Annotated in this window: 24 protein-coding genes; 11 read left to right on the plus strand and 13 right to left on the minus strand. The window is 65.5% G+C overall.

The features are described from left to right. Positions 1–89: 89 nt before the first annotated feature. On the minus strand, positions 90–383 hold the full coding sequence (locus AC3D24_RS19435; protein ID WP_489032684.1) for a hypothetical protein: 294 nt from the start codon (positions 381–383) through the stop codon (positions 90–92). A gap of 227 nt (positions 384–610) precedes the next feature. On the opposite strand from AC3D24_RS19435, the gene argS reads away from it, so the two are divergent. Then, positions 611–2,335: an arginine--tRNA ligase gene (gene argS / locus AC3D24_RS19440; RefSeq protein WP_489032685.1), complete on the plus strand. Its 1,725-nt coding sequence runs from the start codon at positions 611–613 to the stop codon at positions 2,333–2,335. Next, positions 2,335–3,054, plus strand: a complete 720-nt coding sequence (locus tag AC3D24_RS19445; protein ID WP_489032686.1) for an SPOR domain-containing protein — start codon at positions 2,335–2,337, stop codon at positions 3,052–3,054. Before argS ends, AC3D24_RS19445 begins: the two co-directional genes overlap by 1 nt. A 92-nt stretch (positions 3,055–3,146) precedes the next feature. Here AC3D24_RS19445 and glpD read toward each other — a convergent pair whose 3' ends face one another. After that, positions 3,147–4,610: a glycerol-3-phosphate dehydrogenase gene (gene glpD, locus AC3D24_RS19450; RefSeq protein ID WP_489032687.1), complete on the minus strand. Its 1,464-nt coding sequence runs from the start codon at positions 4,608–4,610 to the stop codon at positions 3,147–3,149. A 52-nt stretch (positions 4,611–4,662) separates the two neighbouring features. Here glpD and AC3D24_RS19455 point away from each other — a divergent pair, with 52 nt between their 5' ends. From AC3D24_RS19455 to AC3D24_RS19465, 3 genes are read left to right on the plus strand one after another with little or no spacing between them, the layout of a single operon-like run. Next, a complete protein-coding gene (locus tag AC3D24_RS19455) occupies positions 4,663–6,990 on the plus strand; it encodes a ribonuclease R family protein (protein ID WP_489032688.1) in 2,328 nt (775 codons plus the stop codon). A 51-nt stretch (positions 6,991–7,041) separates the two neighbouring features. Further along, complete coding sequence (locus AC3D24_RS19460; RefSeq protein WP_489032689.1) at positions 7,042–7,338, plus strand: hypothetical protein; 297 nt, start codon at positions 7,042–7,044, stop codon at positions 7,336–7,338. Next, entirely contained in the window at positions 7,328–7,687 is a 360-nt protein-coding gene (locus AC3D24_RS19465) for a hypothetical protein (protein ID WP_489032690.1), read from the plus strand. Before AC3D24_RS19460 ends, AC3D24_RS19465 begins: the two co-directional genes overlap by 11 nt. Here AC3D24_RS19465 and AC3D24_RS19470 read toward each other — a convergent pair whose 3' ends face one another. Next, on the minus strand, positions 7,688–8,845 hold the full coding sequence (locus tag AC3D24_RS19470) for a saccharopine dehydrogenase family protein (RefSeq protein WP_489032691.1): 1,158 nt from the start codon (positions 8,843–8,845) through the stop codon (positions 7,688–7,690). It lies immediately after the preceding gene. Positions 8,846–8,954: 109 nt separating this feature from the next. On the opposite strand from AC3D24_RS19470, the gene AC3D24_RS19475 reads away from it, so the two are divergent. Continuing rightward, positions 8,955–9,293 carry a TfoX/Sxy family protein gene (locus AC3D24_RS19475; RefSeq protein WP_489032692.1) on the plus strand — a complete coding sequence of 113 codons (339 nt, stop codon included), beginning with the start codon at positions 8,955–8,957 and terminating at the stop codon, positions 9,291–9,293. A 344-nt stretch (positions 9,294–9,637) separates the two neighbouring features. On the opposite strand, the gene AC3D24_RS19480 is transcribed toward AC3D24_RS19475, so the two are convergent. Beyond that, positions 9,638–11,413, minus strand: a complete 1,776-nt coding sequence (locus AC3D24_RS19480) for an ABC transporter transmembrane domain-containing protein (protein WP_489032693.1) — start codon at positions 11,411–11,413, stop codon at positions 9,638–9,640. Positions 11,414–11,575: 162 nt separating this feature from the next. Between AC3D24_RS19480 and AC3D24_RS19485 the strand changes: the two genes are divergently transcribed. Beyond that, on the plus strand, positions 11,576–12,808 hold the full coding sequence (locus tag AC3D24_RS19485; RefSeq protein ID WP_489032694.1) for a polyhydroxyalkanoate depolymerase: 1,233 nt from the start codon (positions 11,576–11,578) through the stop codon (positions 12,806–12,808). Positions 12,809–12,918: 110 nt separating this feature from the next. Here the strand turns inward: AC3D24_RS19485 and AC3D24_RS19490 are convergent, their stop codons facing one another. The 5 genes from AC3D24_RS19490 to AC3D24_RS19510 all read right to left on the minus strand — a co-directional run bounded on the left by AC3D24_RS19490 (position 12,919) and on the right by AC3D24_RS19510 (position 17,936). After that, positions 12,919–13,401: a pyridoxamine 5'-phosphate oxidase family protein gene (locus AC3D24_RS19490; RefSeq protein ID WP_489032695.1), complete on the minus strand. Its 483-nt coding sequence runs from the start codon at positions 13,399–13,401 to the stop codon at positions 12,919–12,921. 402 nt (positions 13,402–13,803) lie between these two features. Then, positions 13,804–14,982 (minus strand): acetyl-CoA C-acyltransferase, encoded by a 1,179-nt coding sequence (locus AC3D24_RS19495; protein WP_489032696.1) that lies wholly within the window; start codon positions 14,980–14,982, stop codon positions 13,804–13,806. 133 nt (positions 14,983–15,115) lie between these two features. Then, entirely contained in the window at positions 15,116–15,550 is a 435-nt protein-coding gene (locus tag AC3D24_RS19500; protein WP_248521501.1) for a MaoC family dehydratase, read from the minus strand. Positions 15,551–15,705: 155 nt separating this feature from the next. Continuing rightward, positions 15,706–16,869: a mechanosensitive ion channel family protein gene (locus AC3D24_RS19505; protein ID WP_489032697.1), complete on the minus strand. Its 1,164-nt coding sequence runs from the start codon at positions 16,867–16,869 to the stop codon at positions 15,706–15,708. Positions 16,870–16,880: 11 nt separating this feature from the next. Next, positions 16,881–17,936, minus strand: coding sequence for a DNA topoisomerase IB (locus AC3D24_RS19510; protein WP_489032698.1), 1,056 nt, complete (start codon positions 17,934–17,936; stop codon positions 16,881–16,883). Between the two features lie 63 nt (positions 17,937–17,999). Here AC3D24_RS19510 and AC3D24_RS19515 point away from each other — a divergent pair, with 63 nt between their 5' ends. Then, positions 18,000–18,563, plus strand: a complete 564-nt coding sequence (locus tag AC3D24_RS19515) for a type 1 glutamine amidotransferase domain-containing protein (protein WP_489032699.1) — start codon at positions 18,000–18,002, stop codon at positions 18,561–18,563. A gap of 103 nt (positions 18,564–18,666) precedes the next feature. Here AC3D24_RS19515 and AC3D24_RS19520 read toward each other — a convergent pair whose 3' ends face one another. Genes AC3D24_RS19520 through AC3D24_RS19530 form a run of 3 tightly spaced genes read right to left on the minus strand, consistent with a single transcriptional unit; the run spans position 18,667 to position 21,213 of the window. Beyond that, a complete protein-coding gene (locus AC3D24_RS19520; protein WP_489032700.1) occupies positions 18,667–19,722 on the minus strand; it encodes an acyltransferase family protein in 1,056 nt (351 codons plus the stop codon). Further along, complete coding sequence (locus AC3D24_RS19525) at positions 19,719–21,065, minus strand: putative O-glycosylation ligase, exosortase A system-associated (protein ID WP_489032701.1); 1,347 nt, start codon at positions 21,063–21,065, stop codon at positions 19,719–19,721. Before AC3D24_RS19525 ends, AC3D24_RS19520 begins: the two co-directional genes overlap by 4 nt. Next, positions 21,058–21,213 (minus strand): hypothetical protein, encoded by a 156-nt coding sequence (locus AC3D24_RS19530; protein ID WP_489032702.1) that lies wholly within the window; start codon positions 21,211–21,213, stop codon positions 21,058–21,060. Before AC3D24_RS19530 ends, AC3D24_RS19525 begins: the two co-directional genes overlap by 8 nt. A 109-nt stretch (positions 21,214–21,322) precedes the next feature. On the opposite strand from AC3D24_RS19530, the gene AC3D24_RS19535 reads away from it, so the two are divergent. The 3 genes from AC3D24_RS19535 to AC3D24_RS19545 all read left to right on the plus strand — a co-directional run bounded on the left by AC3D24_RS19535 (position 21,323) and on the right by AC3D24_RS19545 (position 25,021). After that, positions 21,323–22,531, plus strand: a complete 1,209-nt coding sequence (locus tag AC3D24_RS19535; RefSeq protein ID WP_489032703.1) for a TIGR04063 family PEP-CTERM/XrtA system glycosyltransferase — start codon at positions 21,323–21,325, stop codon at positions 22,529–22,531. Then, the gene (locus tag AC3D24_RS19540) at positions 22,531–23,331 is read left to right on the plus strand and encodes a hypothetical protein (RefSeq protein ID WP_489032704.1); all 801 of its coding nucleotides are present in this window, start codon (positions 22,531–22,533) and stop codon (positions 23,329–23,331) included. The genes AC3D24_RS19535 and AC3D24_RS19540 overlap by 1 nt, the downstream gene beginning before the upstream one ends. A gap of 121 nt (positions 23,332–23,452) precedes the next feature. Continuing rightward, on the plus strand, positions 23,453–25,021 hold the full coding sequence (locus tag AC3D24_RS19545; RefSeq protein ID WP_489032705.1) for a spinster family MFS transporter: 1,569 nt from the start codon (positions 23,453–23,455) through the stop codon (positions 25,019–25,021). Between the two features lie 273 nt (positions 25,022–25,294). Here AC3D24_RS19545 and AC3D24_RS19550 read toward each other — a convergent pair whose 3' ends face one another. Continuing rightward, positions 25,295–25,831, minus strand: coding sequence for a superoxide dismutase family protein (locus AC3D24_RS19550; RefSeq protein ID WP_489032706.1), 537 nt, complete (start codon positions 25,829–25,831; stop codon positions 25,295–25,297). Positions 25,832–25,846 lie beyond the last annotated feature (15 nt).

The raw sequence follows: 25,846 nt of genomic DNA on the forward strand, positions 1-25,846 counted from the left end.
CGTCTGATCGGCGTCGATACCCCAAACGCAAAGCGGCGGCCGGACCGAAGTCCGACCACCGCTTATTCTGCTTTTAAGGCAGGCTAGGCTTAGCGCGCGACGGCTGCGATGCCGCCGGCAGCACCATTGGCTTCGGCGGTCTTGAACGCGACCGGTACGCCGCCCGACACACCCGACACGCGATCGCCGCGCACGACGAGGTGGAACGCCTGGCCCGACGGATAGCGATGGCCGTCGATGACCTGGCGGTTGCCGGCCTGGGTCGACGTGAAGACGTAGGTGCTGCCCTCGTGGACGAAGCTCTGCTGCGGCTCGCCGGCCATGCCGATCGAGGAAGTCAGGGCCGCGGCTGCTGCTGCGATGATCTTGAAGGTGTTGCGCATGATCGTGTCTCCCGCCGTGTTGCGTTGAGCCGGATCAGGTCCTGTCCCAACTCTCGATCCAGGAAATATTGCGCTGCAGCATAAACTGCAATTGCAAAGCTATCTGTCGCGATTGCAGGGGATGCAACGGTGGCAGTTGTCGGCAAGACAACCACGGAAGGGATAAAAATTGAGCCTCACGCCACTATGAGCTAGAGCGCCCGCTTCCTTACGATACCGGAATTGCCATGACGCTCTACGCCCGTTTCGCCGCGCATATCGATGCGGCGCTCGACACGCTGACTGCGGCGGGCACGCTGCCGGCTGGCCTCGATCGCAAGAACGTCACGGTCGAACCGCCGCGCGACACCAGCCACGGCGATCTCGCGACCAACGCCGCAATGGTGCTCGCCAAGCCTGCAAAGACCAGTCCGCGCGTGCTGGCCGATGCGCTGGTCGCCGAACTATCGAAGCTCGAGGACGTCGCGTCGGCGAGCGTAGCAGGCCCCGGCTTCATCAACATGAAGCTAACGGATGATGCTTGGCGCGCCGAACTGGCCGCTATCCCCGAGGCCGGCGCCAATTACGGTCGCTCGAACCAGGGCGAGGGGATCACGGTCAATATCGAATACGTCTCGGCCAATCCGACGGGGCCGATGCACATGGGGCATTGCCGCGGCGCGGTGGTCGGCGATGCGCTTGCCAGCCTGCTCGAATTCGCCGGTCACAAGGTGATCCGCGAATATTACGTCAACGATGCCGGCGGCCAGGTCGACGTGCTCGCGCGCTCGGTCCACCTCCGCTACCGCGAGGCGCTCGGCGAGACGGTCGAAATTCCCGAAGGCCTGTATCCCGGCGACTATCTCGTCCCCGTCGGCCAATCGCTCGCGAAGGAATTCGGCGACCGCTACGTCGGCGCGCCCGAAAGCGAATGGCTGGTCATCTTCCGCACGCAGGCGGTCGCCGCGATGATGGTGATGATCCGTGCCGATCTCGCACTGCTCGGGATCGAGCACGAGGTGTTCTCGTCCGAGGCCGAACTCCAGGCTGCGAAGAAACCCGAGGCGGCCGAGGCGGAACTGCGGTCGCGCGATCTCGTCTACGACGGCGTACTCGAAGCGCCGAAGGGCGAAACGCCGGACGATTGGGAGCCGGTCGAGCTGCCGCTGTTCCGCTCGTCGCAGTTCGGCGACGACCAGGATCGCCCTATCAGGAAGTCGAACGGGTCATGGACCTATTTCGGCGCCGATCTCGCCTATCATTTTCAGAAGAGCCAGAGTGCCGATCAGCTGATCGACATCTGGGGCGCGGATCATGGCGGCACGGTCAAGCGGATCGTGGCGGCGGTCGCGGCGCTGACCGGCGGCAAGACGCGGTTCGATGTAAAGCTAGTCCAGATGGTTCGCCTGCTGCGTAATGGCGAGCCGGTGAAGATGTCGAAGCGCTCAGGCAATTTCGTCACGCTGGCGGATGTCGTCCGCGAGGTCGGCAAGGATGTCGTGCGCTTCACGATGCTGACGCGGCGGTCGGATGCGCAGATGGATTTCGACTTCGCCAAGGTCGTCGAGGCGTCGAAGGACAACCCGGTTTTCTACGTCCAGTATGCGCATGCGCGGATCGCATCGCTGCATCGGCGCGCTGCAGAGGCAGGTATTACACCTATTTCCGCGGACCTGTCCCGGCTTGATACGGACGAATTGGCATTGGTGCAGCTCGCGGCGCAGTTCCCGCGGCTCGTCGAGATCGCCTCCACCGCGCGCGAACCGCACAGAATTGCTTTCTATCTCTATGACTTGGCTGCCGCTTTCCATGCGCTGTGGAACGTCGGCAACGACCGTCCCGATCGCCGGTTCCTGGTGATCGAGGATCCGCAGGCGACCGCGGCACGGCTTTTCTTGGCGTCAGCAATAGGGCAGATTATTCATAACGGCCTCGCCATCATGGGTGTCGAAGCGGTTTCGGAGATGAAGTGATGGCCGAAGACATGGATCTACGCGAGGAAGACAGGCTCCCCTGGCTCGAAACCGTCGAGCCGGACGAACAGGATACGGTCGGCATCGGCCGCGTCATCGCGCTCGTCGTGCTTGGGCTGGCGGTGCTCGCCGCGATCATCTTCGGCATCTACAAGCTGCAACAGCGTTCACCTGCGGGTGACGGCCAGCTGATCGCCGCGCAGGAAGGCGACTACAAGGTCAAGCCCGACGACGCCGGTGGCCTGAAGGTCAAGGGCGAGGGCGACTCGGCGATCGCGACCAGCGCAGGGAAATCCGGCAACGGTGCGATCGACCTGCGCGGCGTGCCGGAAGCACCCGTCGCCGGCAAGCGTGCTGCTGCGCCCAAGGCGACCGACGCCGCGGGCCGCAACGCGGTCGCACAGGTTCCGGCATCAGGTGGCCGGCTGGTCGCGACCGCACCGATGGCACCATCGCGCTCGGGTGTCGCGGGCACCGCGAGTGGCGGGTCGCTGGTCCAGCTCGGCGCCTATCCGAACGAGACGTCGGCGAACGCGGCCTGGACGAACTTCTCGAAGCGTTTCGCCTATATCGCGCCGCTCGGCAAATCGGTGCAGCCGGTCGCGACCGGCGGACGGACGCTGTACCGCCTCCGCGTGAACGCCGGCAGCGCCAACCAGGCTGCCGACATCTGCGGTCGCCTGCGCGTGGCCGGCGAGACGTGCTTCGTGGCCAGCTGATCCGGGGCGGGGGACATTCGCTCCTCCCGCCTTGAGCCATGATCCGCATGTGGGGAGGATTTGCGCGGTCAGCCAATCGAGCAAGCTGAGGCTCAGGCGGGGAAGGTGGCGTTCCACCACGCCGCGAACGTAGTTCCTTCCTCGTCGGTCAGATGCAGTCCGATCTTGCTGCGGCGCATGAGCGCGTCGTCGGGCATCCTCGCCCATTCGCGATCGTGCATCCAGCGCGCTTCGATTTCGGTCAGCCCGCCGCCCAGATCCACCCCCAACCCTGCAGCATCGCGGATGTCGCCCAGCATCTCGGACAATTGGCTGCCATAGGCATGCGCCATGCGCGCGCTGCGGGCATCGCCGAGGAACGGCCAGCGCGCGCGAACCTGGGGCAAATAGTCGGCGAACGTCGGGATCGCACCGCCGGGGAACGCGCGCGACCGGGTCGCTGGGCGAATGATGACGCCGAGCGCGGGCGCGATCTTCTCCAGCGCTTCTTCGGCAAGGTGGCGCGCGGTGGTAATCTTGCCCCCGAACACCGACAGTAATGGAGCGCCAGTGGTGTCGAGTTCGAGGACATAGTCGCGAGTGACCGCCTTCGCCTCGCTCGCGCCATCGTCATAGAGCGGCCGCACGCCGGACCAGGTGGAGGTGACGTCGGCAGGGGTGATCTGGCGGCGGAAATGCTGGTTCGCGGCGTCGCAAAGATACGCGATCTCGCCCGCGTCGATCACTGCGTCCTCGGGACGGTCGACGGGAATGTCGGTGGTGCCGATCTCGGTCTGGCCCTGATACGGGATCGCGAAGACGATGCGGCGATCGGCGAGTTGCAGGATATAGGCGTGGTCGCCATCGTAGAGCTTGGGCACGACGATGTGACTGCCCTTGACCAGCCGGACGCCGGCGCGCGCGTTGATGCCCAGGCGTCCGAGCAAGTCTGCGACCCATGGTCCGGCGGCATTGACCAGCGCGCGGGCCGTCACGTCGCGACCGTCGGACAACGCTACGCGCCATAGCGTGCCGTCGCGGCGCGCGCTGACGAGTTCGGTCCGGACGGCGATCTCGGCGCCGTTGTCGTGTGCATCCACCGCATTCAGCACCGTGAGCCGGGAATCGTCGACGAACGCATCGGAATAGACGAAGCCGCGCGCGCCCTGCTTGAGCGGCGCGGTATAGGCGGTGTCATCAGCCCTGAGCCCGCGCGATCGCATCAGCGTCATCCGCCCGCCGAGCCAGTCGTACAGATACAGCCCGATCCGGACCATCCACCATGGCCGCACCGCATTCTCGTGCGGGAGAACGAAACGCATCGGTCGGATGATGTGCGGCGCGGCCTTCACCAGCCGTTCGCGTTCCCGCAGCGCCTCGGCAACCAGCTTGAAGTCATAATATTCGAGATAGCGCAGGCCGCCATGGATCAGCTTGGTCGAAGCGGACGAGGTGGCGCCGGCCAGGTCGCCTTTCTCGACGAGCAGGACGGAGAGGCCGTTCAAGGCGGCCTCGCGGGCGATCGCGGCACCGTTGATGCCGCCACCGACGATCAGGAGGTCGTAACTTTGCGTCATGGAGCACGCTTAGCCGTTTGGTAATGGCGGGCCTACCGACTATCTCTGGGGCATGTACAAACCAAAAGCCGGTCTTCCTTCGCGCGAGCAGATCCTCGACTTCATCGCCACTTCCGACGTGCCCGCGGGCAAGCGCGAGATCGCCAAGGGCTTCGGGCTCAGCGCACAGGACAAGATCGGGCTGAAAGCATTGCTGAAGGACATGGCCGACGAGGGGCTGATCGACAGTGCCCCCGGCCGTGCGTTTCACAAGATGGGCGGCATCCCGAAGGTGACGGTGCTGCGGATCGCCGATGTCGACGACGGCGGCAACGTCTGGGCGGTGCCCGAGCGCTGGGAAGCGGAAGGGGTGCCACCGCCGCGTCTGCGGGTACGCGAGCGCAAGCGTGGTGCGCTGGGGGTCGGCGAGCGAATTCTTGCGCGGACCGAGGAGGCCGGGAACGGCTGGATCGCACATCCGATGAAGGTGCTCGCGCCTGCCTCCGAGCAGGTGCTGGGAGTATTGCGCGAGGAGGCTGGGCGGCTCTGGCTGACGGGCGTCGACAAGCGCGAGCGGCGGGAGTTCGCGGTGGCGGACGCGGGAGGTGCAGCGCCGGGCGATCTCGTGCTGGCGGAACTCGCGGGCAAGCCGCCGAAAATTGCCGCGCGCGTCGTCTCCAAGCTCGGCGATCCGTTTGCGGCGCGGAGCTTCTCGCTAATCGCGATCCACAAGCTCGGGATACCGGACGTGTTCTCGCAGGAGGCGCTCGACGAGGCCGAACGCGTGTCGAAACTGCCGCTTGGCGAGGGTCGGGAGGATTTGCGCGACCTGCCGATCGTGGCGATCGATCCCGAGGATGCGCGCGATCACGATGACGCGGTGTGGGCGGAGGCGGATGACGATCCCTCGAATGCGGGCGGTTGGAAGGCGATCGTCGCGATTGCGGACGTCAGCTTCTACGTGCGGCCGAAGTCCGAGGTCGACCGCGAGGCGCGGCGGCGTGGGAACTCGGTGTATTTCCCCGACCGCGTCGTGCCGATGCTGCCCGAGATCCTGTCGGCGGAGGTGTGTTCGCTGAAGGAGGGCGCGGACCGTGCGGCGCTCGCGTGCCATTTGCGGATCGGTAAGGACGGGTCGCTGAAGTCGTGGCGGTTCACGCGGGCGGTGGTGCGGATTGCGGCGAACCTGGCGTATGAAGAGGCACAGGCGATCATCGATGGCATGGCTTCGGAAGGTGCCGCTGGGGTCGATGGCTCCACCCCGTCACCCCAGCGAACGCTGGGGTCTCCCTCCACAGAGGGTGCCCCTGCCGATCGAGGTCCCGACTTTCGTCGGGATGACGGGGGCGTGGCCGCATCTTTGGTCCCTCTCTGGGCGTGCTGGCATGCACTGGCCAAGGCACGTGACGCGCGTGCGCCGCTCGATCTCGATCTCCCCGAACGGCGCGTCGTGCTCGACGAGCAGGGGCGGATCATGTCCGTTTCCCCGCGAGAACGGCTCGACGCGCACCGGCTGATCGAGGATTACATGATCGCCGCCAACGTCGCCGCCGCCAAGGCGCTGGAGGCGAAGAAGGCGCCGGTGATGTACCGCGTCCACGAGCCGCCGAGTCGCGAGAAGCTGGCGGCGCTGAAGGAATATCTCGAAACCTTCGACGTGCCGTTCGCGCTCGGCCAGGTCGTGCGCCCGGCAACGTTCAACCACATCATCGAGCGGATCGGCGATGCGGATTTCCGTCCTCAGGTGATGGAGCAGATCCTCCGCACGCAGACCCAGGCCTATTATGCTCCTGGTAATCATGGGCATTTCGGTCTTAGTCTCGGCAGTTACGCGCACTTCACGTCGCCGATCCGGCGCTATGCCGATCTGCTCGTCCATCGCTCGTTGGTATCGGCCTACGGGCTCGGCGAGGGCGGATTGCCGGCGGACGATGCGGCCAACATGGAGGCGGTCGGCGAGATCATCAGCCGGCTGGAGCGCCGTGCGATGGAGGCCGAGCGCGACACCACCGATCGCTATGTCGCCGCGTTCCTGTCGGAGCGCGTCGGCCAGGTGATGGACGTGCGGATCACCGGCGTGACGAATTTCGGCTTCTTCGCGACGGTCGAGGGGATCGGCGGGGACGGCCTGATGCCGGTGCGCGACCTGGGTGGCGAGTATTTCCGCTTCGACGAGGGCGCGCGGACGCTGACCGGCGAGCATAGCGGCGACGTCTTTGCGCAAGGGCAGACGCTGGAGTTGCGCCTGGCGGAGGCGAACCCGGTGTCGGGTGCGCTGCGCTTCGAGATGCCCGAGGGGAAGGGGGCGGCCCAGCCACCGCGCGGGGGGCGCAAGCCGGTGCGCGAGATCAAGCGGCGCGGTCGCCCGGCGAACATCCGTCATCAGGGCAAGCGCCGTTAGGATTTGCGCAAACCCCCCGCGCTATGCGAGACACGCACGGGGGATTTTGCCATGCTGGGATTGATTTTAGGCCGATCGCGACGACGGATCATCAACGATTTCGTCGCGGCTGGGGCGACCAAGGCGGACCGTGCGATCGTCTATGACGCAGCGGATGCGCGGACGTTTCGACGGCTCTGCAGCTATGGCGCGATCGTCGATGACGGTGCGGGGCGCTATCATCTCGACGCCCGCAAGCTCGGTGCCTTTCGCGGTGCGGTGCGACGGCGCGCTGCGGCGATCGCGACGGCTTCGGGCGTCGTGGCGAGTGCTGCTGCGGCGGCCACGGTGTTCGCGCTTGCCGAATAGGCTGTTGCCCGACGCGCGGCGCGAAGCTCGCGCCGACATCGCCATACCATCATCGATGGAAACCAAGCCGCACCGGATCCGCGGCACCATCCCCGCATTGTTCCTGGCGCGGCATGCGATCGGCCCAAACGACGCGATCGCCTTCGTCCCGCGCGACCCCGGCGAGCGAGCGGCGTTCGCGCGGTTGCGGACACGCGGCATCGTCCGCAAGGCGGCAACCGGCCGCTTCTATTTCAGCCTCGACGCGCATTATGCGGCGGCCGAGCGCCGCCGCCTGATCATTGTCCCGATCGCGATCATCGGATCGGTGCTGATCGCCTGGATCGCGACCTTGTTCTTTCGCGGGTGATCAGCCGACGGTGAAGGTGAGGCCTGCCTTGGCCACCAGCCGGTCGCGCAGTTTGGCCCCCATCAGCGCGCCCGGCGTCCAGATCCCGCCATCGCCCTCGACGTCCTGCACGAGGCACAACGCCGCCTCCGCGATCATCTTGCTGGTCGAGCCATAGCCCGGATCGCGATCGCCGGTCACGACCGCGTCGATCCGCTCGCCGTCGGGCATCAGGCCGACGAACAAAATGTCGTAATGCCCGGCATCGCGCTCCTCTTTCGATGGACCCTCGCCCGGCTTGGGGCCCTTGTCGCCGGCGAACGGATTGAACTTCGCGATCGCGTCGGCGGCGACCTTGCCCAGATCACCGAGCCCGGCCACCATCATCTCGTCATAGACGAAGTCCGCGCCATAGGATTCGCCGAGCAGGAAATTGGTGCGGTGGACGTTCTTGGTGTTGATCGGCGCCATTACGAACGGCGCGACCCAGGCCGAGATGGTCGTGTCGTATTCGGGGATCAGCCCGGTCGGCTGGTGCGGTCCGCTGAAGCCCGGCGTTAGCGCAAATGGGCTGGTCAGCAGTTTGACGATGCCGGGATCGCGCGCGGCGGCGGCAAGCGTCGCCTTGAGGCTGGCCGCGGTGCCACCCGAGAACGTCCCCTGCATTTTCCGCACGCGACCTTTCACGCGAGGCGCGGGCATGCCGTATTTTGCCTTCGCGGCGTCCTGCAACGTCAGCACGCCGAGATCGAACGGGATGCTGTCGAACCCGCACGAGAACACGATCCGCGCGCCGGTCCGCGTGGCTTCGCCCTCATGCGCGTCGATCATGTGACGCATCCACGCCGGCTCGCCACACAGATCGACATAGCCGGTCCCGGTAGTGGCGCAGGCGGCAACGAGGTCGGCGCCGTAGAGTTGGTACGGTCCGACCGTCGAGATGACGACGGTGGTGCGCTCGGCCATTGCGCGCAGGCTGGCGGGATCGTCCGAATCAGCGGTGATCAGAACTGTGTCGGCGGGGGCGCCGATCAGGTCGCGGACCTCCTGCAGCTTAAGCAGCGAGCGGCCTGCCATCGCCCAGCGGACGCCGGTCGGATAGGTCTGGACGAGGTACTCCGCGACAAGCCGCCCGGTGAACCCGGTGGCGCCGTACACGATGATGTCGAAGTCGCGCATGTCCGTCTCCTGTTCCGCTCGAGTTTGCGCGCGTGGGCGCGGCGTCGCAAGCTAAACACCGTCATCGGAGTGGCTCGCCTTCGGCACGCCGATCTGTCAGCATCGGCAGATGGCATCCGATCGCAAAACCGTAACGTTCATTGTCGACCAGGTCGCCGGGGCGGGGGATGTCTCCGCAAAGCCGATGTTCGGCGAATACGCGCTCTATTGCGACGGCAAGATGGTCGGTTTGATCTGCGACGATCAGCTGTTCGTAAAGCCGACCCCAGGCGGTCGCGCGTTTGCGGGGGCAATCGACGAAGCGCCGCCGTATCCGGGTGCGAAGCCGTGCCTGCTGGTCGACGCGGATCGCTGGGACGACGCCGAGTGGCTAGCCGAACTCGTCCGCATCTCGACTGCGGAATTGCCTGCGTCGAAACCTAAAAAGCCGAAGGCCAAGAAGGGCTAGGACGCATCGAGGTTTAGGCTGAGCCTACGACCTCCGTGATGCCAGGCTCGTTCCAGCATCCCCCGGTGGCGCATGATCGATGGAGCTAGGTTTGCGGCACCGCGGACGCCGGAACATTTCGGTGCCTGTCCCTTCTTAAACGCGTGCACCTCCCCGGCGGAGGCCGGGGCCCAGTTGGTGAGGTCGCGGTAACGGAGCGCGGCCGCCGTCATAGACGTTTGCCAACTGGACCCCGGCCTACGCCGGGGAGGCGCTTGTCGGTCGGGTAAGATTACCAACCGAGTCCGGGGAGACGGAGCGCGTGGGGATTATTCCGACCTAAAACGGCCTGCCGCCGATCGCCCCTACGCCGCCTCATTGAACTGCAGGCTCGCCAGCCGTGCGTAGAGCCCGCTGTTGGTCATCAACGATCCGTGCGAGCCCTCCTCGACGATCTGCCCGTCGCTCATCACGATGATTCGCTCGGCCGCGCGGACGGTGGCGAGGCGGTGCGCGATCACCAGCGTGGTGCGGTTCGCCATCAGCCGCTCGAGCGCTTCCTGCACTAAGCGCTCGCTCTCGGCATCCAGCGCACTCGTCGCCTCGTCGAGCAGCAGGATCGGTGCATCGCGAAGGAGCGCGCGGGCGATCGTCACGCGCTGGCGCTGGCCGCCCGACAGCCTTGCGCCGCCTTCGCCCAGGAACGTGTCCAACCCCTCGGGCAGTTTGCGCAGGAACTCAGCAGCGTTGGCGGCTTCGGCGGCGGCCCAGAGCTGGTCGTCGGTCGCGGACCAATCGCCATAACGCAGGTTATCGCGAGCTGAGGCGCCGAAGATGATCGTTTCCTGCGGCACCATCGCGATCCGCGCGCGGACCTCGGCCGGATCGGCATCGCGCAGGTCGATGCCGTCGAGCGTCACGCGCCCCGGGTCGGGATCGTAGAAGCGCTGGACCAGCTGGAACAACGTGGTCTTGCCCGCACCCGAGGGGCCGACGACCGCGACCGTCTCGCCCTGCTTTACGTCGAGCGAAAAGCCGTTGAGCGCGGCGACGTCGCGGCGCGTCGGGTAATGGAACTGCACGTTTTCAAATGCGAGCGCACCCCGAGGCGGCTGCGGCAGCGCGACCGGATTGGCGGGCGCGGCTATCTCGGGCATTTCACGGAGTAGTTCGGACAGTCGCCCGGCCGCACCGGCGCCGCGCAACAGGTCGCCATACACTTCGGTCAGCGCGCCGAACGCGCCCGCGACGATCCCGCCGGTCAGCACGAACGCGGCGATCGCGCCGCCGCTGATCCGCCCCGCTGCGACGTCGATTGCGCCCTCCCAGAGAACGAGCGTGATCGACCCGAAGACGAGCCCTATCACGATTGCAGTCATCACCGCGCGCAACAGGATCCGCGCCCGCGCCGCGGCAAAGGTCGCGGCAACCGCGTCCGAGAAGCGGATCGCCTCGCGGTTTTCCTGCCCGAACGCCTGTACCACCTTCATCGCGCCGAGCGTCTCGGTCGCGATCGAGCCTACATCGGCGACGCGGTCCTGCGAGGTGCGCGAGTAAGTGCGCACCCGCTTGCCGAGCAGCGCGATTGGCAGGATGATCAGCGGAATGCCGATCATCAGCATGCCCGCTAGCTTAGGCGAGATCGCGAAAAGGTAGATCAGCCCGCCGATCCCGGTGAAGGTGTTCCGCAACGCGATCGACACCGTGCCGCCGACCACCTGTTCGATCAGCGCGGTGTCCGAGGTCAGGCGCGACGCGATTTCGGACGGGCGGTTCTCCTCAAAGAAGCGCGGCGTCAGGCGGAGCAAATGGCGCTGCACGTTGGTGCGGATATCCGCAACGACCCGCTCGCCGAGCCACGAGACGTAATAGAACCGTACCGCGGTCGCCAAGGCGAGCACGACCACGATCATCAGCAGATAGTGGAACGAATTGGCGACCGATCCGCCCGCACCCGGGCCAAAGCCGCGATCGATCACGCGCTTGAAGCCGTAGGGAATACCGATCGTCGCCGCCGACGTCATCATCAGCGCGAGCCCGGCGAACGCGATCTGGCGAGGGTATTGGGAGGCGTGCCGCCACACCATCGCGAGATCGCCGATCCGGCGGGACGTCTTCTCTTCGGGTATCGGCTTGGCCATCCGCGCTGCCTAGCAGTGGCGGGGGTGACGCTCAACGAGAACCGGGCGTGGTCAAGGGCGCCGATCCGATCGCGTGGGACGGCACGCCGGTCGATCGCGCGTTGCACTGCGGCAAAATTGCGTTACCACCGTGCAAAGCCCGATGAGGCGAGAGGATACCGCATGCTCTACGATGCCTATGAATTCCAGCGTTCGATGATGGCCGGTGCAAGCAGGATGGCCAGTTTCGGCGCGGATATGCTCAACAATCCGGCAAACCCGTTCGCCTATTTGGGGGGCGGCACGGTGGTCGCGTCCGCGCTCGAAGTGTTCGCACACGCGAATGCGACTCGTGGCAAGCCGGCGTTCGGGCTCGACACGACGACGATCGACGGCCGCGAGGTCGCGGTCCGCGAGGAGATCGTGCTGCGGAAGGACTTCGGGCAGTTGAAGCGGTTCGTGCGCGAGGGTGTCGAGGGCGGTCCGAAGCTGCTGATCGTCGCGCCGATGTCAGGCCATTACGCGACGCTGTTGCGCGGAACGGTCGAGCGGATGTTGCCGTTCGCCGACGTCTACATCACCGACTGGCGAGACGCGCGCAGCGTGCCGCTGTCGGCAGGGCGGTTCGATCTCGACGATTACATCGATTATCTGATCGAATATCTGGAGACGATCGGCGCGAACGAAGGGCAGGGGGGCACGCACATGCTCGCGGTCTGCCAGCCCTCGGTGCCGTGTTATGCGGCCGTCGCGCTGATGAGTGCGGACAAGAACTCGTGCCGTCCGAAGACGCTGACGATGATGGGCGGCCCCGTCGACACGCGCGAGGCACCGACTGCGGTAAATACGCTGGCGACGGAGCGGCCGCATGCCTGGTTCGAGCAGAACGTGATCGCGACGGTGCCGGGCAATTATCCGGGTGCGGGTCGGAAGGTGTATCCTGGCTTCCTGCAGCTTGCCGGGTTCATGTCGATGAATCTGGGCAACCACATGGTCTCGCATTGGGAGATGTATAAGCATCTCGTCCAGGGCGACGGCGAAAGCGCGTCGCAAAGCCAGGATTTCTACGAGGAATACCGCTCGGTCTGCGACATGACCGCGGAGTTCTATCTGCAGACGATCGACGTGGTGTTCCAGAACCATGCGCTGCCGCGGGCGATCATGACGCATCGCGGGCGGCCCGTGAATCCTGCGGCAATTACCGACATCGGCCTGCTCGCCGTCGAGGGCGAGCGCGACGATATTTCGGGGTTGGGCCAGACGAAGGCCGCGCTGACGCTGGCGACGGCGCTACCCGACGAGAAGAAACGCTATCTGATGGCGGAGGGTGCCGGCCATTACGGCATCTTCAACGGCTCGCGCTGGCGGGACAAGATCGCGCCGGTGGTCGAGGAGTTCATTACCGCGAACGGATGATAGCCCCTTACCGTCACCCCAGCGAAAGCTGGGGTCTCCTTGTTGGGTGGGCGTTTCGGCCAACACGGGGAGATCCCAGCTTTCGCTGGGGTGACGGTAAGGCCAGTGCTTTACGCGATCGAGTTTACCACCGCGTGGCTGCTCGATTCTTCCGAGCGGATCGTCCCGCCAAACAGCATCTTGAGGCGGCCGCCGACCGAGATGTCGGTTTCCCAAAGCTCGGCGCTGTCGATGTCGAAGCGCAGCAGCGTGAGGTTCGGGTCTTCCTTGCCGCCGGGAAACCATGCCTCGACCTGGTTGTTCCAGAGCTTGTCGATCTGCGTGCGGTCGTTCGACGTCGAGACGTCGCCCGACATGCACGCGAAGAAGTCATGACCCTTGCCGACGAACTGCGCCATCGCCGCGCCGCCCTTGGCGATACGGTTGTCGCGACCGGCGAAAAAGAACAGCGTATTGGGCTGATCGTCGTCGATCTGCGCGGTCATCGGCTCGGAATGCTCACCGTCGTTAAGGCCGATCATCACGAACGGGCTCGCCTTCAGCTTGTCGATGAACTTCGCTGCGACTTCCTGCGGGGTATCCTTGTCGGCCATCATCATTCTCCTATTGGCTTGGATTGCCTGTGAGAACGGGTGGAGCGGGGGTTGGTTGCGCGCGGGCGGCGCGATCGGCGCGTGCGATGCTGCTTGGTGATTGCGCAGGCGACGCGTCATGGTGGCGGCGGCAGCAAGTCTGCTGCCAAACCGACAAAGGTAAGGTGTATGCAACTTGCCGATCTGTGCTTGATCCTCGGCATGCTCTTCGCCTTCGCGACATTAGTCGTGAAGATCATCGAAGTGTCACGCAAAGGCTAGGTGCACGGGAGGGGCTCGATCTAGCAGTCGAGTCCCAAACGTATTGAGCCCCGGCCGCTAGCACGACCGAGGCTCAGACAAGAAAGGCGGTGTATGCAACGCCAATAAAGCATATGCGCTAAACCTGCATAGCTTTCAAGTTCACAGCACCTCGAACAACCCCGCGGCGCCCATGCCGCCGCCGACGCACATCGTGACCACGACATACTTGGCGCCGCGACGCTTGCCTTCGATCAGCGCGTGGCCGGTCGCGCGAGCGCCGGTCATGCCGTAAGGGTGGCCGATCGAGATCGCGCCGCCGCTGACGTTGAGCAGTTCGTCGGGAATACCGAGATTGTCGCGGCAATACAGCACCTGCACTGCGAATGCCTCGTTCAGTTCCCACAGGCCGATATCGTCCATCTTCAGGCCGAAGCGCTTGAGCAGCTTGGGGATCGCCACGACCGGGCCGATGCCCATCTCGTCGGGCTCGGTGCCGCCGACCGCCATGCCGACATAGCGACCGAGCGGCTGGAGCCCGCGCTGCGAGGCGATCTTCTCCTCCATCAGTACCGAAGACGACGAGCCGTCGGAGAGCTGCGACGCGTTGCCGGCGGTGATCGTGAAGTCGGGGCCCATCACGGGCTTCAGCGACTGGAGACCCTCCAAGGTGGTGTCGGCGCGGTTGCCCTCGTCCTTGATGACCGTCACATCCTTGTACGTGACTTCCTTGGTCGCCTTGTCGACGATGGCCATGTTGGCGTCGACGGGGATGATCTCGGCGTCGAAATAGCCCGCGGCCTGCGCGGCGGCGGTGCGCTGCTGTGACTGGAGCGCGTAGGCGTCCATCGCATCGCGGCTGATGCCGTAGCGCTTGGCGACGACCTCGGCGGTCTGCAGCATCGGCATGTAGACGTCCTTGTGCATCGCGATCAGCTGGGGATCGGGCGCGACGCGCATCTGCGGGGTCTGGACGAGGCTGATGCTCTCGACGCCGCCGCCGATCGTGATGTCCATGTTGTCGGTGATGATCTGCTTGGCGGCGGTGGCGATCGCCATCAGGCCCGACGCGCACTGGCGGTCGACCGACATGCCCGAGACGGTCACCGGCAGCCCGGCGCGCAGCAACGACGTGCGGGCGATGTTGCCGGCCTGGTGGCCCTGCTGGAGCGCGCAGCCGAAGACGACGTCGTCGACTTCCGCACCGTCGATGCCGGCTCGCTCGACCGCGGCCTTGATCGAATGCGACGCGAGCGTGGGGGCGGGGGTGTTGTTGAAGCCGCCGCGATAGGCGCGGCCGATGGGGGTGCGGGCGGTGGAGACGATGACGGCTGAACGCATGGGTATATCCTTATCTGCTCCCTTCCCGCTTGCGGGAGGGGTTGGGGGAGGGGGTGGCCAAAGCAGCCGGAGCAATCGCGGCTATCTCGGACCCTCCCCTGACCCCTCCCGCAAGCGGGAGGGGAATGAGTAATCAAACGAAGACCTGGCTGATCCATTCGGCGATCAGGGCTGGCTTTTCCTGGCCTTCGATCTCGACGGAGAAGGCGTTGGTCTGCTGCCACTGGCCGGGGCGCTTTTCGTCGAACGAGAGCAGCTTGAAACGGCCGCGTACTTTTGAGCCGGAGCGTACGGGTGTCAGGAAGCGGACCGAGTTGCCGCCGTAATTGACGCCCATCTTCGCACCTTCGATCGTGGGAGCGTCGGGGACCTTCGATGACAGCAGCGGCATAAGTGACAGCGTCAGGAAACCATGCGCGATCGTGCCGCCGAACGGGGTTTGCGCCGCGCGTGCAGGATCGATGTGGATGAACTGATGGTCGCCGGTCGCATCGGCGAACTTGTCGATCATGGCCTGCGTGACCTCGACCCAGTCGGACACCGTCTCGGTGCCGATGCGGGCCTGCATTTCGGCAGTGGTGATCGTCGCCACGGCATTCCCCTCATGATTGGCGCTTAACGCTAAGGCGTCTCTAAGCGCGTCGGCAAGGCTCCTGCAAGCCTCGACCAACCTAAAAGTGGAAAAGCCCGTACTTGCTCAGGTGCGGGTGCGAACCCGATATTCTAAACCTCGGTGCGCCCCGGCTTGCCCTCGGGATACGGCATGACCATCGAGCCATCCGGGGCGGCCATCATGTTGACCTGGGTGGGGAAGGCGATCTCGATCTTCTCGTCGTTGAGGCGCTTCAGGATCGCGATGCCGACTGCGGTCCGGCCATTGTAGAAGCTCGCATAATCGGGCCCCTTGCTGTCGAACTGGACCTCGAAATCGAGGCTCGATGCGCCGAAGCCGGTGAAGCCAGCGCGAGTGAAGATCTTGTCGTTGGCTTCGACGATCTCCTTCAACATCGCGGGGATACGCGAACATACCTCCGGTGGCGTTGAATAAGTGACGCCGATGACGAATTTGGCGCGACGGTGGTTGCGCTGCGTGTTGTTGAGAATCTCCTTGTTGAGGAGGTTCTTGTTCGAGATGACGCGCTCCTCGCCGTCGATGCCGCGGATGCGCGTGGATTTGAGGCCGATCGCCTCGACGCTGCCCGAGGCGGTGTCGTAGCTGATCGAGTCGCCGCGGCGGAACGGGCGGTCGAAGATGATCGCGAGCGCGGCGAACAGGTCGGCGAAGATACCTTGCGCCGCCAGACCGATCGCGATGCCGCCGACGCCCAGACCTGCGACCAGACCGGTGACGTTGACCCCCAGATTGTCGAGCACGACTACCAGCGCGACCGCGAAGACGACGAAGGTAACGAGCAGGCGGATCAGGCCCATCGCCGAGAGCAGGGCTTCACCCGAATAATGCTCGGACTGCGTGCGGTGCTCGATCGCGCCTAGGATGATCTCGCGGACCCACACCGCGGCTTGCATGACCGCGGCGACAGTGAAGAGAAAGTTGATCGTCGTCGCGACCTCGCCTGGCGCGGCGGAGTAGCCGGCGACCAGTTTTGCTGCGAGCATGACGATGAAGAAATTGCCGGTACGGGCGATCGCCTTGCCGACGACGATGCCCCAGCCGTTTAGCGCGAGGGGGCGTTCGCAGAGCTTGCTGCCGAAGCGGCGTGCGGTGTGGAGAACGATCACGATGACCGCGCCGATTCCGAACGCGATCAGGATCTGGAGCCAATAGGCTTGAATCCAGGCGACGCTGGCTGTGACGAAGCCTTGCGCCTGGTCGCCGACGTCGCCAGCGTCGAAGATCGGCTGTTTGGGGGCGGTAGTGTTGGACATGGGAATACTCGTCAGGCCGCTTTTGCGATCGTGGCAGTTGCGGGCGTGCCGGCTTCGAGGAAGGTGATCAGGCCACATTCCTCGCGGCTCATGTAGCGCTTGGCGCGCGGGAGGCGGAGCGCCTTGCGGAAGGTCGACTGCCCGGTCTTCACGAGCGCGATGAGCGAAGGGTGGACATAGCTTTTGCGCGCGATCGCGTGCGTGTTGCCGAGCCGCGCGACGACGGGTTCGAGCATCGACTTGAGGCTGAGGTCACGCTCGGCCGATGCTAGCGCCTCGAACGCGGCGACGCTGGCGGCCCAGGTGCGGAAGTTCTTGGCGGTGAAATCGGTGCCGGTGACGTCGCGGATATAGCAATTCACGTCGGTCGAGGTGACGGGATGCGCGACCCCGGCATCGTCGAGCCACGCGAACAGATGCTGTTCGTCAAGGTCCTGGCATTTTTTGACGAAGCTGCTGAGTGACCGGTCGGTGATCTTGAGCGTCCGCATCTTGCCGGACTTGCCCTTGTACTGGAGTTTCAGCGTCGCGCCCTTCACCTCGCCGTGGCGCTTGCGCAGCGTGGTCGCGCCGAAGCTCTCGTTCGCTTCGGCATAGGCTTCGTTGCCGATGCGGATATGGCCGCCGTCGAGCAGGCGGATGACCGCGGCGACGGCACGTTCGCGGGTCAGCGAGCGTTTGCGCAGATCGGCCTCGACCGATTTACGAATCTTGGGGAGGGCGTGACCAAAGTCGGCGCAGCGCTCGTATTTGGCGGCCTCCTGCGCTTCGCGGAAGCCAAGATGATAGCGGTATTGCTTGCGGCCCTTCTCGTCCCAGCCGACCGCCTGGATATGGCCGTTGGGCTTGGGGCAGAACCACGCGTCGCGATAGGCAGGGGGCAGGCCGACCGCGTTCAGCCGGTCGATCTCGTCGCGGTCGGTAATGCGCTCGCCCCTGGCATCCCAATAGCCCCAGCCGTTCCGCATCTTCTTGCGGGTGATGCCGGGTTTGGAGTCGTCGGAATACACGATCTTGGTGGGCAATGCGCTGGTCCTTCCGGTCTCGAAATGTTCGGGGGGGCGCATCGTTCCGGAACGACCCGCGCGACGCGGGGTTGAGGGGGCACGGGATTTCACTGGAGACATGACATGGCCGATCTTTCCCAAGCTCGCGTACTGATCCTCGCCGCCGACGGTTTCGAGACCGTCGAGCTGTTCGAACCGAGGAAGGCGCTGGAGGCGGCGGGCGCGAAAGTGCAACTCGCCTCGATCAAGATGGACCCCATCCAGGGCATGAAGGGCGACATCAACAAGGCCGAGACCGCGACGCCCGACCTGACGCTCGACGAGGTCGATACCGACGATTACGACGCGTTGGTGCTGCCGGGCGGCGTCGCCAATCCGGACACGATGCGCCAGCAGGAGCGCGCGATCGAGATCATTACCGAGTTCATGGAAGACGGGAAGATCGTCGCTGCGATCTGCCATGCGCCTTGGTTGCTGGCCGAGGCCGACGTGATCGATGGGCGTCGCCTGACGAGCTATCCTTCGATCCGCACCGATCTGGAGAATGCGGGCGCGGACGTGGTGGACGAGGAAGTCGTGATGGATGGCAATTTGATCACGAGCCGCAAGCCGGACGATATTCCAGCGTTCAACAAGGCGATCATCGCGGCGCTGGAAGAAGAACTGGCCGACGCGCCCGTGGACTGATCGAACGAGGTTCGGCTCGTAACTCCTTGTTCTCCCGCGAAGGGGGGAGCCCAGGCTGGGTCCCCGCCTTCGCGGGGAAACAAGGAGGAGTGGCCTGCCCCGTTTATAGTTTGTTGAGCCAACGCTGGGCGGGGCGTTCTATCAGGTGGTAGAGGGCGATTGAGGCTAGCAGCACCAAGCCCAGATACGCGGCGATCTGGAATGACGACACGGCCGCTGCATCACTCACGAAGGCGAGCTTGAAGGCCTTCCACAGGATGAAGTGGCCGAGATAGGTCGCGTAGCTGATCTCGCCGAGATAATGCACCGCGCGCGCCTCAAGCGGATTGTGGGGCTGGCCCGCGGTGAGCGCCAATAGCAGCAGAATGGCGGCGAAGAGTGCGGGAACGATCAGCGTTTCCGCCGCGCCGACGGTCCACAGCGTTGCCAACGCCGCAGTCCCGAGCGCGGCAGATAGCGACGTGCCCGCACCCCGCCAGCGCAGCCAGAGCGCACAGACGATGCTGCCGGTGGTGAACTCGATCAGGCAGCGCAGCAGGCCATAGCGCGGAATATCGGTGCCGAGCGTCGGCGCGGCCATCGCAAGATGCAGGCCAAGCAGCAGCGCGGCCGCGATTGCCAGCAGCGCGAGGCTCGGTAACCGCCGCCAGTCGACCGCCATTACCAGCAGCGGAAACAGCAGATACGCGCCAAGCTCTGCGCTGATCGACCAGGCAGGATCGTTCCACCTGAGATGGTCGGTGAAACCCCAGTTCTGGAGCAGCAGAATATGCAGCGGCAGTTCGGAGAACACGAATTGCGGATCGCTGCGGCCGGTCGCCCGCAGTACCAGTGCGAGCGCGACCGCGCCGGCCAGCGTGACCAGATGGAGCGGCCAGATCCGAGCGATGCGCTTTTGCAGGAAGCGGAGCACGCCTGCCCACCCTCCATTCATGCCGCCGGGGCGCAGGCGATCGTTCCACGTCAGCCAGATCACGAATCCGGACAGCAGGAAGAAGAAGTCGACCGCGAGATAGCCCTTGGCGAACACGTCGCGCAGGCCGGTAGGGAGCCCGGCAATCGATAGGCGGATGTGGTAGAACACGACAAACCACGCCGCGATCCCGCGAACCCCGGTCAGGGCCTTTAGTTCGTGTACGGGGGCGCTTGGTTCGGTCATGCCGCGGACGGCACCGCACCGCGGCGCATCGGGCGGAAACTCTGTTCGCTGCGCTTGCGGGCGAGGTAGGTGTCGAGGCCGATCTGTGCGCCGATCAGCATGTAGATGAACGGCTGGAACGCGATGGCGATGAACGCCGCGCCGAGCAGATAGACGATGTGGCCGCTCTGCAGCGCTGCCGCGAGCGGCCCGGCCCAGGCGAATTCGCCTTGCGGATCACTGTAGCGGCGGCGGAGGATCTCCATGCGGAACAGGCCGATGACGTTGATCGCGAGCCAGAGCGCGAGCCCTATATACCCCTGTTCGCCGAGCATCTCGAAATAGGCGCTGTGATAGGCGCGCGCCTTGTCGACCTCGACACGGGGGCCGGGGGCCGCGGCGCCTCCCGTCGTTTTCAGGTCGTAGCGGATATGGTTGCCGCGATACGCCTCGAACCCGCCGCCGAACGGGTGCGTCTTGGCGTATTCGATCGTCCACTGCCACACCGCCAACCGGGTCGAGGCGGATTCGTCGGCGTCATAGGTCTTGATGGTGTTCATCCGGTCGGTGAAGGTCGACGGCAGGAACGGGATCGCCGCCACCGCCAGCACGCCGAGCATCGCAAGGTACGCGACCTTGCGCTTGACGTTGCGGATCGACAGCAGCGCAAGCAGGCCGATGCAGAGCAGCCCGGTGCGCGTCGAGGTGCCGACCGGGATCAGCAGGCACGCGAAGACCAGCGCAATGCAGAAGCCCTTCACGCGCCAGTCGGGCTTGAAAATCGTGCCGTAGGACATGAACCAGATGATGATCGGGATGATCGCGATCGCCACCGCGCTGATCGTGCTGCCCTCGTACAGGCCCGAATTATTGTCGACCATCAGGTTCAGCTGGCCATAGCCGCCGCCGCCGCTGGCGATCGTCTTGATCCCGCCGACGACGATGATCGAGGAGGCCGCGAGGATCATGAACAGCAGCAGCGCCTCGATCCGCAGCCGCGTGCGCAGGGTGAGCGGCAGGAACGCGGCGAAGATCAGCGCCTTCCACACCCAGTCCCATTTCTCCTTGGCCTCGGCGGGGAAATCGGCATTGATCGTCGTGCCCCAGCAATAAAGCATCAACACGATGATCAGGATCTGGCGCCCGCCGACCCGCGTATCGCGCTTGTCGTCGGCGAGGATCCAGCCCCCGACCGCCAGCGCGACCGCGATCAGCGAGATCGGCACGCTGTTGAGCAGGAGATACGTCAACCGCTGCGGCGAGACGATGTCGATATAGACATAGACGAGCACCAGCAGGAACGGGCGCTTGAAGCCCATCCCGAAGAACGCGAGCAAAAAGGCGATGAAGGCGAGATCACGCACCGAAACGGGGCTTCTTGTTGGTGGGCTTTGCCGTCTCGGGTGTATCGTGCGGGCTCGGCTCGCGGTCCAGGTCGGGTCGCTTGAGAAGCAAGAACGCGGCGAGCATCATCAGCCCGTGGCTGAGGCCGAGCGCGAGATTGTCGATCATAAGGCGGCCTCCTTCTGAACCGGGGTATTCGTCATGGGCTTTCGGGATTCGTCCGTAGGCATAGTCGGTTGACGCGCCGTTAAGCGATCTGTGGCAGATGCCGTCGACGATGCGTATCCTTCATATTCTCGATCACGGCCTGCCGCTGCAAAGCGGCTACACGTTTCGCACGCGGGCGATCCTCAAGGCGCAGGAGGGGCTGGGGTGGACCGTCGCGGCGGTCACCGGCCCGCGCCACGGCGTTGCGCCAGCCTCGGTCGAATCGGTCGACGGGCTCACCTTCCACCGTACCGCCGCTGGAGTGAAGCCCGGTCCGGTCGGCGAGATCGCGGGAATCGCTGCGTTCGCCAAGCGGATCGAAGCGGCGGTCGATGCCTTCAAGCCCGACATCCTCCACGCGCATTCGCCGGTGATCGACGCGCTCGCCGCGCTGATCGTCGCGCGCAAGCGGAAGTTGCCGCTGGTGTACGAGATCCGCGCGTTCTGGGAGGATGCGGCAGTCGGCAACGGGACGGGGACCGCGACGTCGCTGCGCTACCGCGCGACGCGCGCGCTGGAGACCTGGGCGGTGCGGCGCGCGGATGCGGTTGCGGTGATCTGCGAAGGCTTGCGTAGCGACCTGATCGCGCGGGGAATTGCGGCGGACAAGATCATGGTGTCGCCCAACGGGGTCGACCTCGACTTGTTCGGCAGCGCGCCGCCGCGCGACGACGCGCTCGGAGCGGAACTCGGGCTCGACGATGCGGACGTCGTCGGGTTCATCGGCAGTTTCTACGATTACGAGGGGCTCGACGATCTGATCGCAGCGATGCCGGCGCTGGTGACGCAGCGTCCCAAGGCGCGGCTGCTGATGGTCGGCGGCGGACCGATGGAGGCGGCGTTGCGCGCGCAGGCGGACGCGTCGCCGGTGGCCGACGCGATCCGTTTCGTCGGGCGTGTGCCGCACCAGGAGGTCGAGCGCTATTACGGGCTGGTCGACATCCTCGCCTATCCCCGCAAGCGTATGCGGCTGACCGATCTCGTCACGCCGCTGAAACCGCTCGAGGCGATGGCGCAGGGGCGGTTGGTCGCGGCATCGGACGTCGGCGGCCACCGCGAGCTGATACGCGACGGCGATACCGGCACGCTGTTTCCGCCCGACGATCCACAGGCGATCGCCGACGCCTTGGCCGGCATGTTCGCGGATCGTTCGGGTTGGGACGAGCGCCGTGCCCGCGGTCGTGCCTTCGTGCAGGACGAGCGTAACTGGTCATCAAACATTCGACGCTATGATCCAATTTATAGACGGCTGATCGCAGCCGCCGCACGGGAAAATTGATGGTCGCCTTGGTCCGCCAAACTCTGATCCGATCGCTGCCGCTGTACGGCGCGGTGGCCGGTGGCCTGATCGCAGCGACCGCCATCTTGCTGATAACGACCGCCGCCTTGGAGGCTTTGGTGTGGACCACTGGTGTCGCCGCGCTGGTTCCGATGGCGGCGCCACCACTCGGGACGACGGCGCGAGCGCTGCTCGCATTGGGGGGCGGTGCGCTGGTCGGGGCGTTGCTCTGGTCGTCGCTGTTCCTGCTGTTCGGGCCCGGGGGGGTGTTTGCGCCGCGCGTACCACGCGAGGACGGCGTGCCGGTGATCCGCCGCGCCGACGCGCATCCCGACGCGCCGCCGCGCAAACCCATGTCGGCCGCCGACTTGGGTACACCGATGATGGAAGTGGGTGTCGGTGCGGGTCTCGGCGCGGGTCTTGGCACGGGGCGTGACGATCGGACGATCCCGGTCGACCTCGATCTCCCCCTCGCGGCGTTCGATCCGAAAGCGATCCTGCCCGTGCCGATGGAGCCCGTGCGGCCGGTAACGCCGCTGGCGCAGCCGACGATGATGGCGCCGGTGATCGAGATGTCGCCGACCGCCGAACCGGCGACGTTCGTGACCGCGCCGTTGGTCGAGCCGATCGAGCAGCGGGTCGGGGTGGCGGCCGACGAGACGCCCGAAATCAATGCACCGACGCCGATCGCCCGGCCGGCACGGGCACCGGCCGAGCCGACTACTCCGCCGACGATCGAGGCGCTGTTACGGCGGCTCGAACAAGGTGCGCTGCGCCGGGGGCGTCTCGGTACGCATTAGGATCGCCCCCCCGGCAGGGGGAAGATCGAAGAATGCCTTAGCGTACCCGACCCGATCGAAAGCGCTGTTTCTATCTTGTTCGCTCTGATACCCATAGCTCGAAAAATATCGAGGAGGGGTCATGGCGGGTGCGAAAACCATCGTGGACGAGCCAGAAAAAGGCGCGTCGCGCTATGCCTGGTACGTGCTGTCGATCCTGTTTCTCGTCTATGTGCTGAACTTCGTCGACCGGCAGATCATTTCGATTCTGGCGGAGGACATCAAGCGCGACCTGGGGCTGAAGGACCAGGACCTCGGGTTCCTGTACGGCACCGCGTTCGGCGTGTTCTATTCGCTGTTCGGCATTCCCCTGGGGCGATTGGCGGATAATTGGCACCGCGTCAGGCTGATGACGATCGGGCTGTCGCTGTGGTCGGTCATGACCGCGCTGTCGGGCTTTTCGAAGACCGGGGGGCATCTTGCCGCCGCGCGGATCGGGGTCGGAATCGGTGAGGCTACGGCCAGTCCGTCGGCGTATTCGATCATCTCGGATTATTTCCCGAAGCGGCTGCGCGCCACGGCCCTCTCGATCTACTCCGCGGGCCTGTACGTCGGCGGCGGGTGTTCGTTGTTCATCGGCGGGCTGATCGTGCAGGGCTGGAACAAGGCCTATCCGGCGGGCGGGCCGCTTGGGCTGGTCGGGTGGCAGGCGGCGTTCATGGCGGTCGGCGTGCCGGGCTTGCTGCTCGCGGTGTGGATCGCGACGCTGAAGGAGCCGATCCGCGGGCTGGTCGAGGGCTTGCCCGAACCGGAGAAGCATCCGGCGCCGTTCCGGGCGTTTGGTGCCGAGCTGGTGACGATCGTCCCGCCGCTGACGCTGATCGGCGCAGCGATGGGCGGTGCAAAGGCGCTGGCGTACAATCTGCTCGCGCTCGCAGTCGTGGTTGCGGCGGTGTCGGGGCTGATCGCGATCGGTGAGCCGTGGCCGCAATGGGTGGCGATCGGGATCGGCGTGTATGCGGTGTTTTCGTGGGCGTCGGCGCTGAAACGTCGTGATCCGCCGACCTTCGCGCTGATCGTGGGGACGCCGGCGTTTTTGTGCACGGTGGTGGCCTATGGGCTGAACGCGTTCCTGAGTTACGCGGCGAGCTTCTGGGCGGCGCCTTATGCGTTGCGCGAGCTTGGAGCGACGCCGTCGTCCGCGGGGTTCATGATCGGCAGTCTCGGCGCGACGGCGGGGTTTCTCGGGCTGACGATCGGCGGGGTGGTGTCGGATCGATTGCGGCAGGGCAATCCGGCGGGGCGGCTTTGGGTGGTGATTTTCGGCGCGGTGGTGCCGGTGCCGTTCCTGATCCTTGCCTTCACCGCGTCTTCGCCGACGGTGTTCTATACGGGGATATTTCTGGCGCAGTTGACCGCATCGTGCGCGCTCGGCGCGGCGGCAGCGACCACGCAGGACATGGTGTTGCCGCGAATGCGCGGGACCGCAACCGCGACGTTCTTTATCGGGACGACGCTGATCGGGTTGGCGCTCGGGCCGTATATGGCGGGGCGGGTGTCGACGCTGACCGGGAGCTTGTCGACGGGGATGCTGTCGCTGCTGGTGGTGACGCCGATCACGCTGGTTTGTGCGGTTGCGGCGTACCGGTTGGCGCCGCGGGCGGAGGCGACGCGAGAGGCTCGGGCGCGGGCTGCGGGGGAGGCGGTTTAGTTCGAAGGGGCGTGTCTATTCCCACCCCCGTTCGTGCTGAGCGAAGTCGAAGCACCTGTGTTCGGGGCGTACCCTTCGACTTCGCTCAGGGCGAACGGGGATGGGGACAGGCAATGCGCGGAACCTGCGCTTCGGTACGCGTCCTCGATACACCGCCTTCGACGGTTACTCGGTCGCTACTCAACACTAACGGAAAGGCGGGCGGACTTAGCCCGCCCGTCCGGCATGACCGAGAGAAGTACGGGCTGAGCTCGTCCGCCCGCCAGTTCAACGTTACCCCGCCTGGAACACCCCGCAGGCAATCCGCCCGCCGCTGTTGCCCGCTGGGTCGGTCATCAGGTCGTCCGGACCCGCATGCACCACGAACGCGGCGCCATCCGCATCCATCAGGCCGGCCATCGTCGCGCCCGGTATCGTGATGCCGATCGTGCCGCGGCCATCGGTGCCGATGATCAGGTTCGGCAGGTCGCCCTCGTGCGGTCCTTGCGGGTTCATGCTGCCGTGCTTCATGCCGGTCGGATTCCAGTGGCCGCCCGCGGTCGTGAAGTCGGGGGCGTCGCAGCGGCCGACCATGTGGATGTGTGCGCCGTGCGTGCCGGGGGGCATCGCCTTGGCGTCGAGCGTGAAGCGGAGGCCGCCCGCGACTTCGGTCGCGGTCGCGCGGCCGACGTCAATCCCGTTCGCGGTCTGGAGCATCGCGGTGGCGCGCTGGCCGCCCGCAACTGGCGTGCCGGTGTCCATGCCGCCCTTTTCGCAGGCGCTCAGGCCCATTGTAGCCGCGCCGAGCAGTGCCAGTGTCGCAATCCGCATGTCGTCTCTCCCTGT

Source organism: Sphingomonas sp. SL1004 (assembly GCF_057815015.1).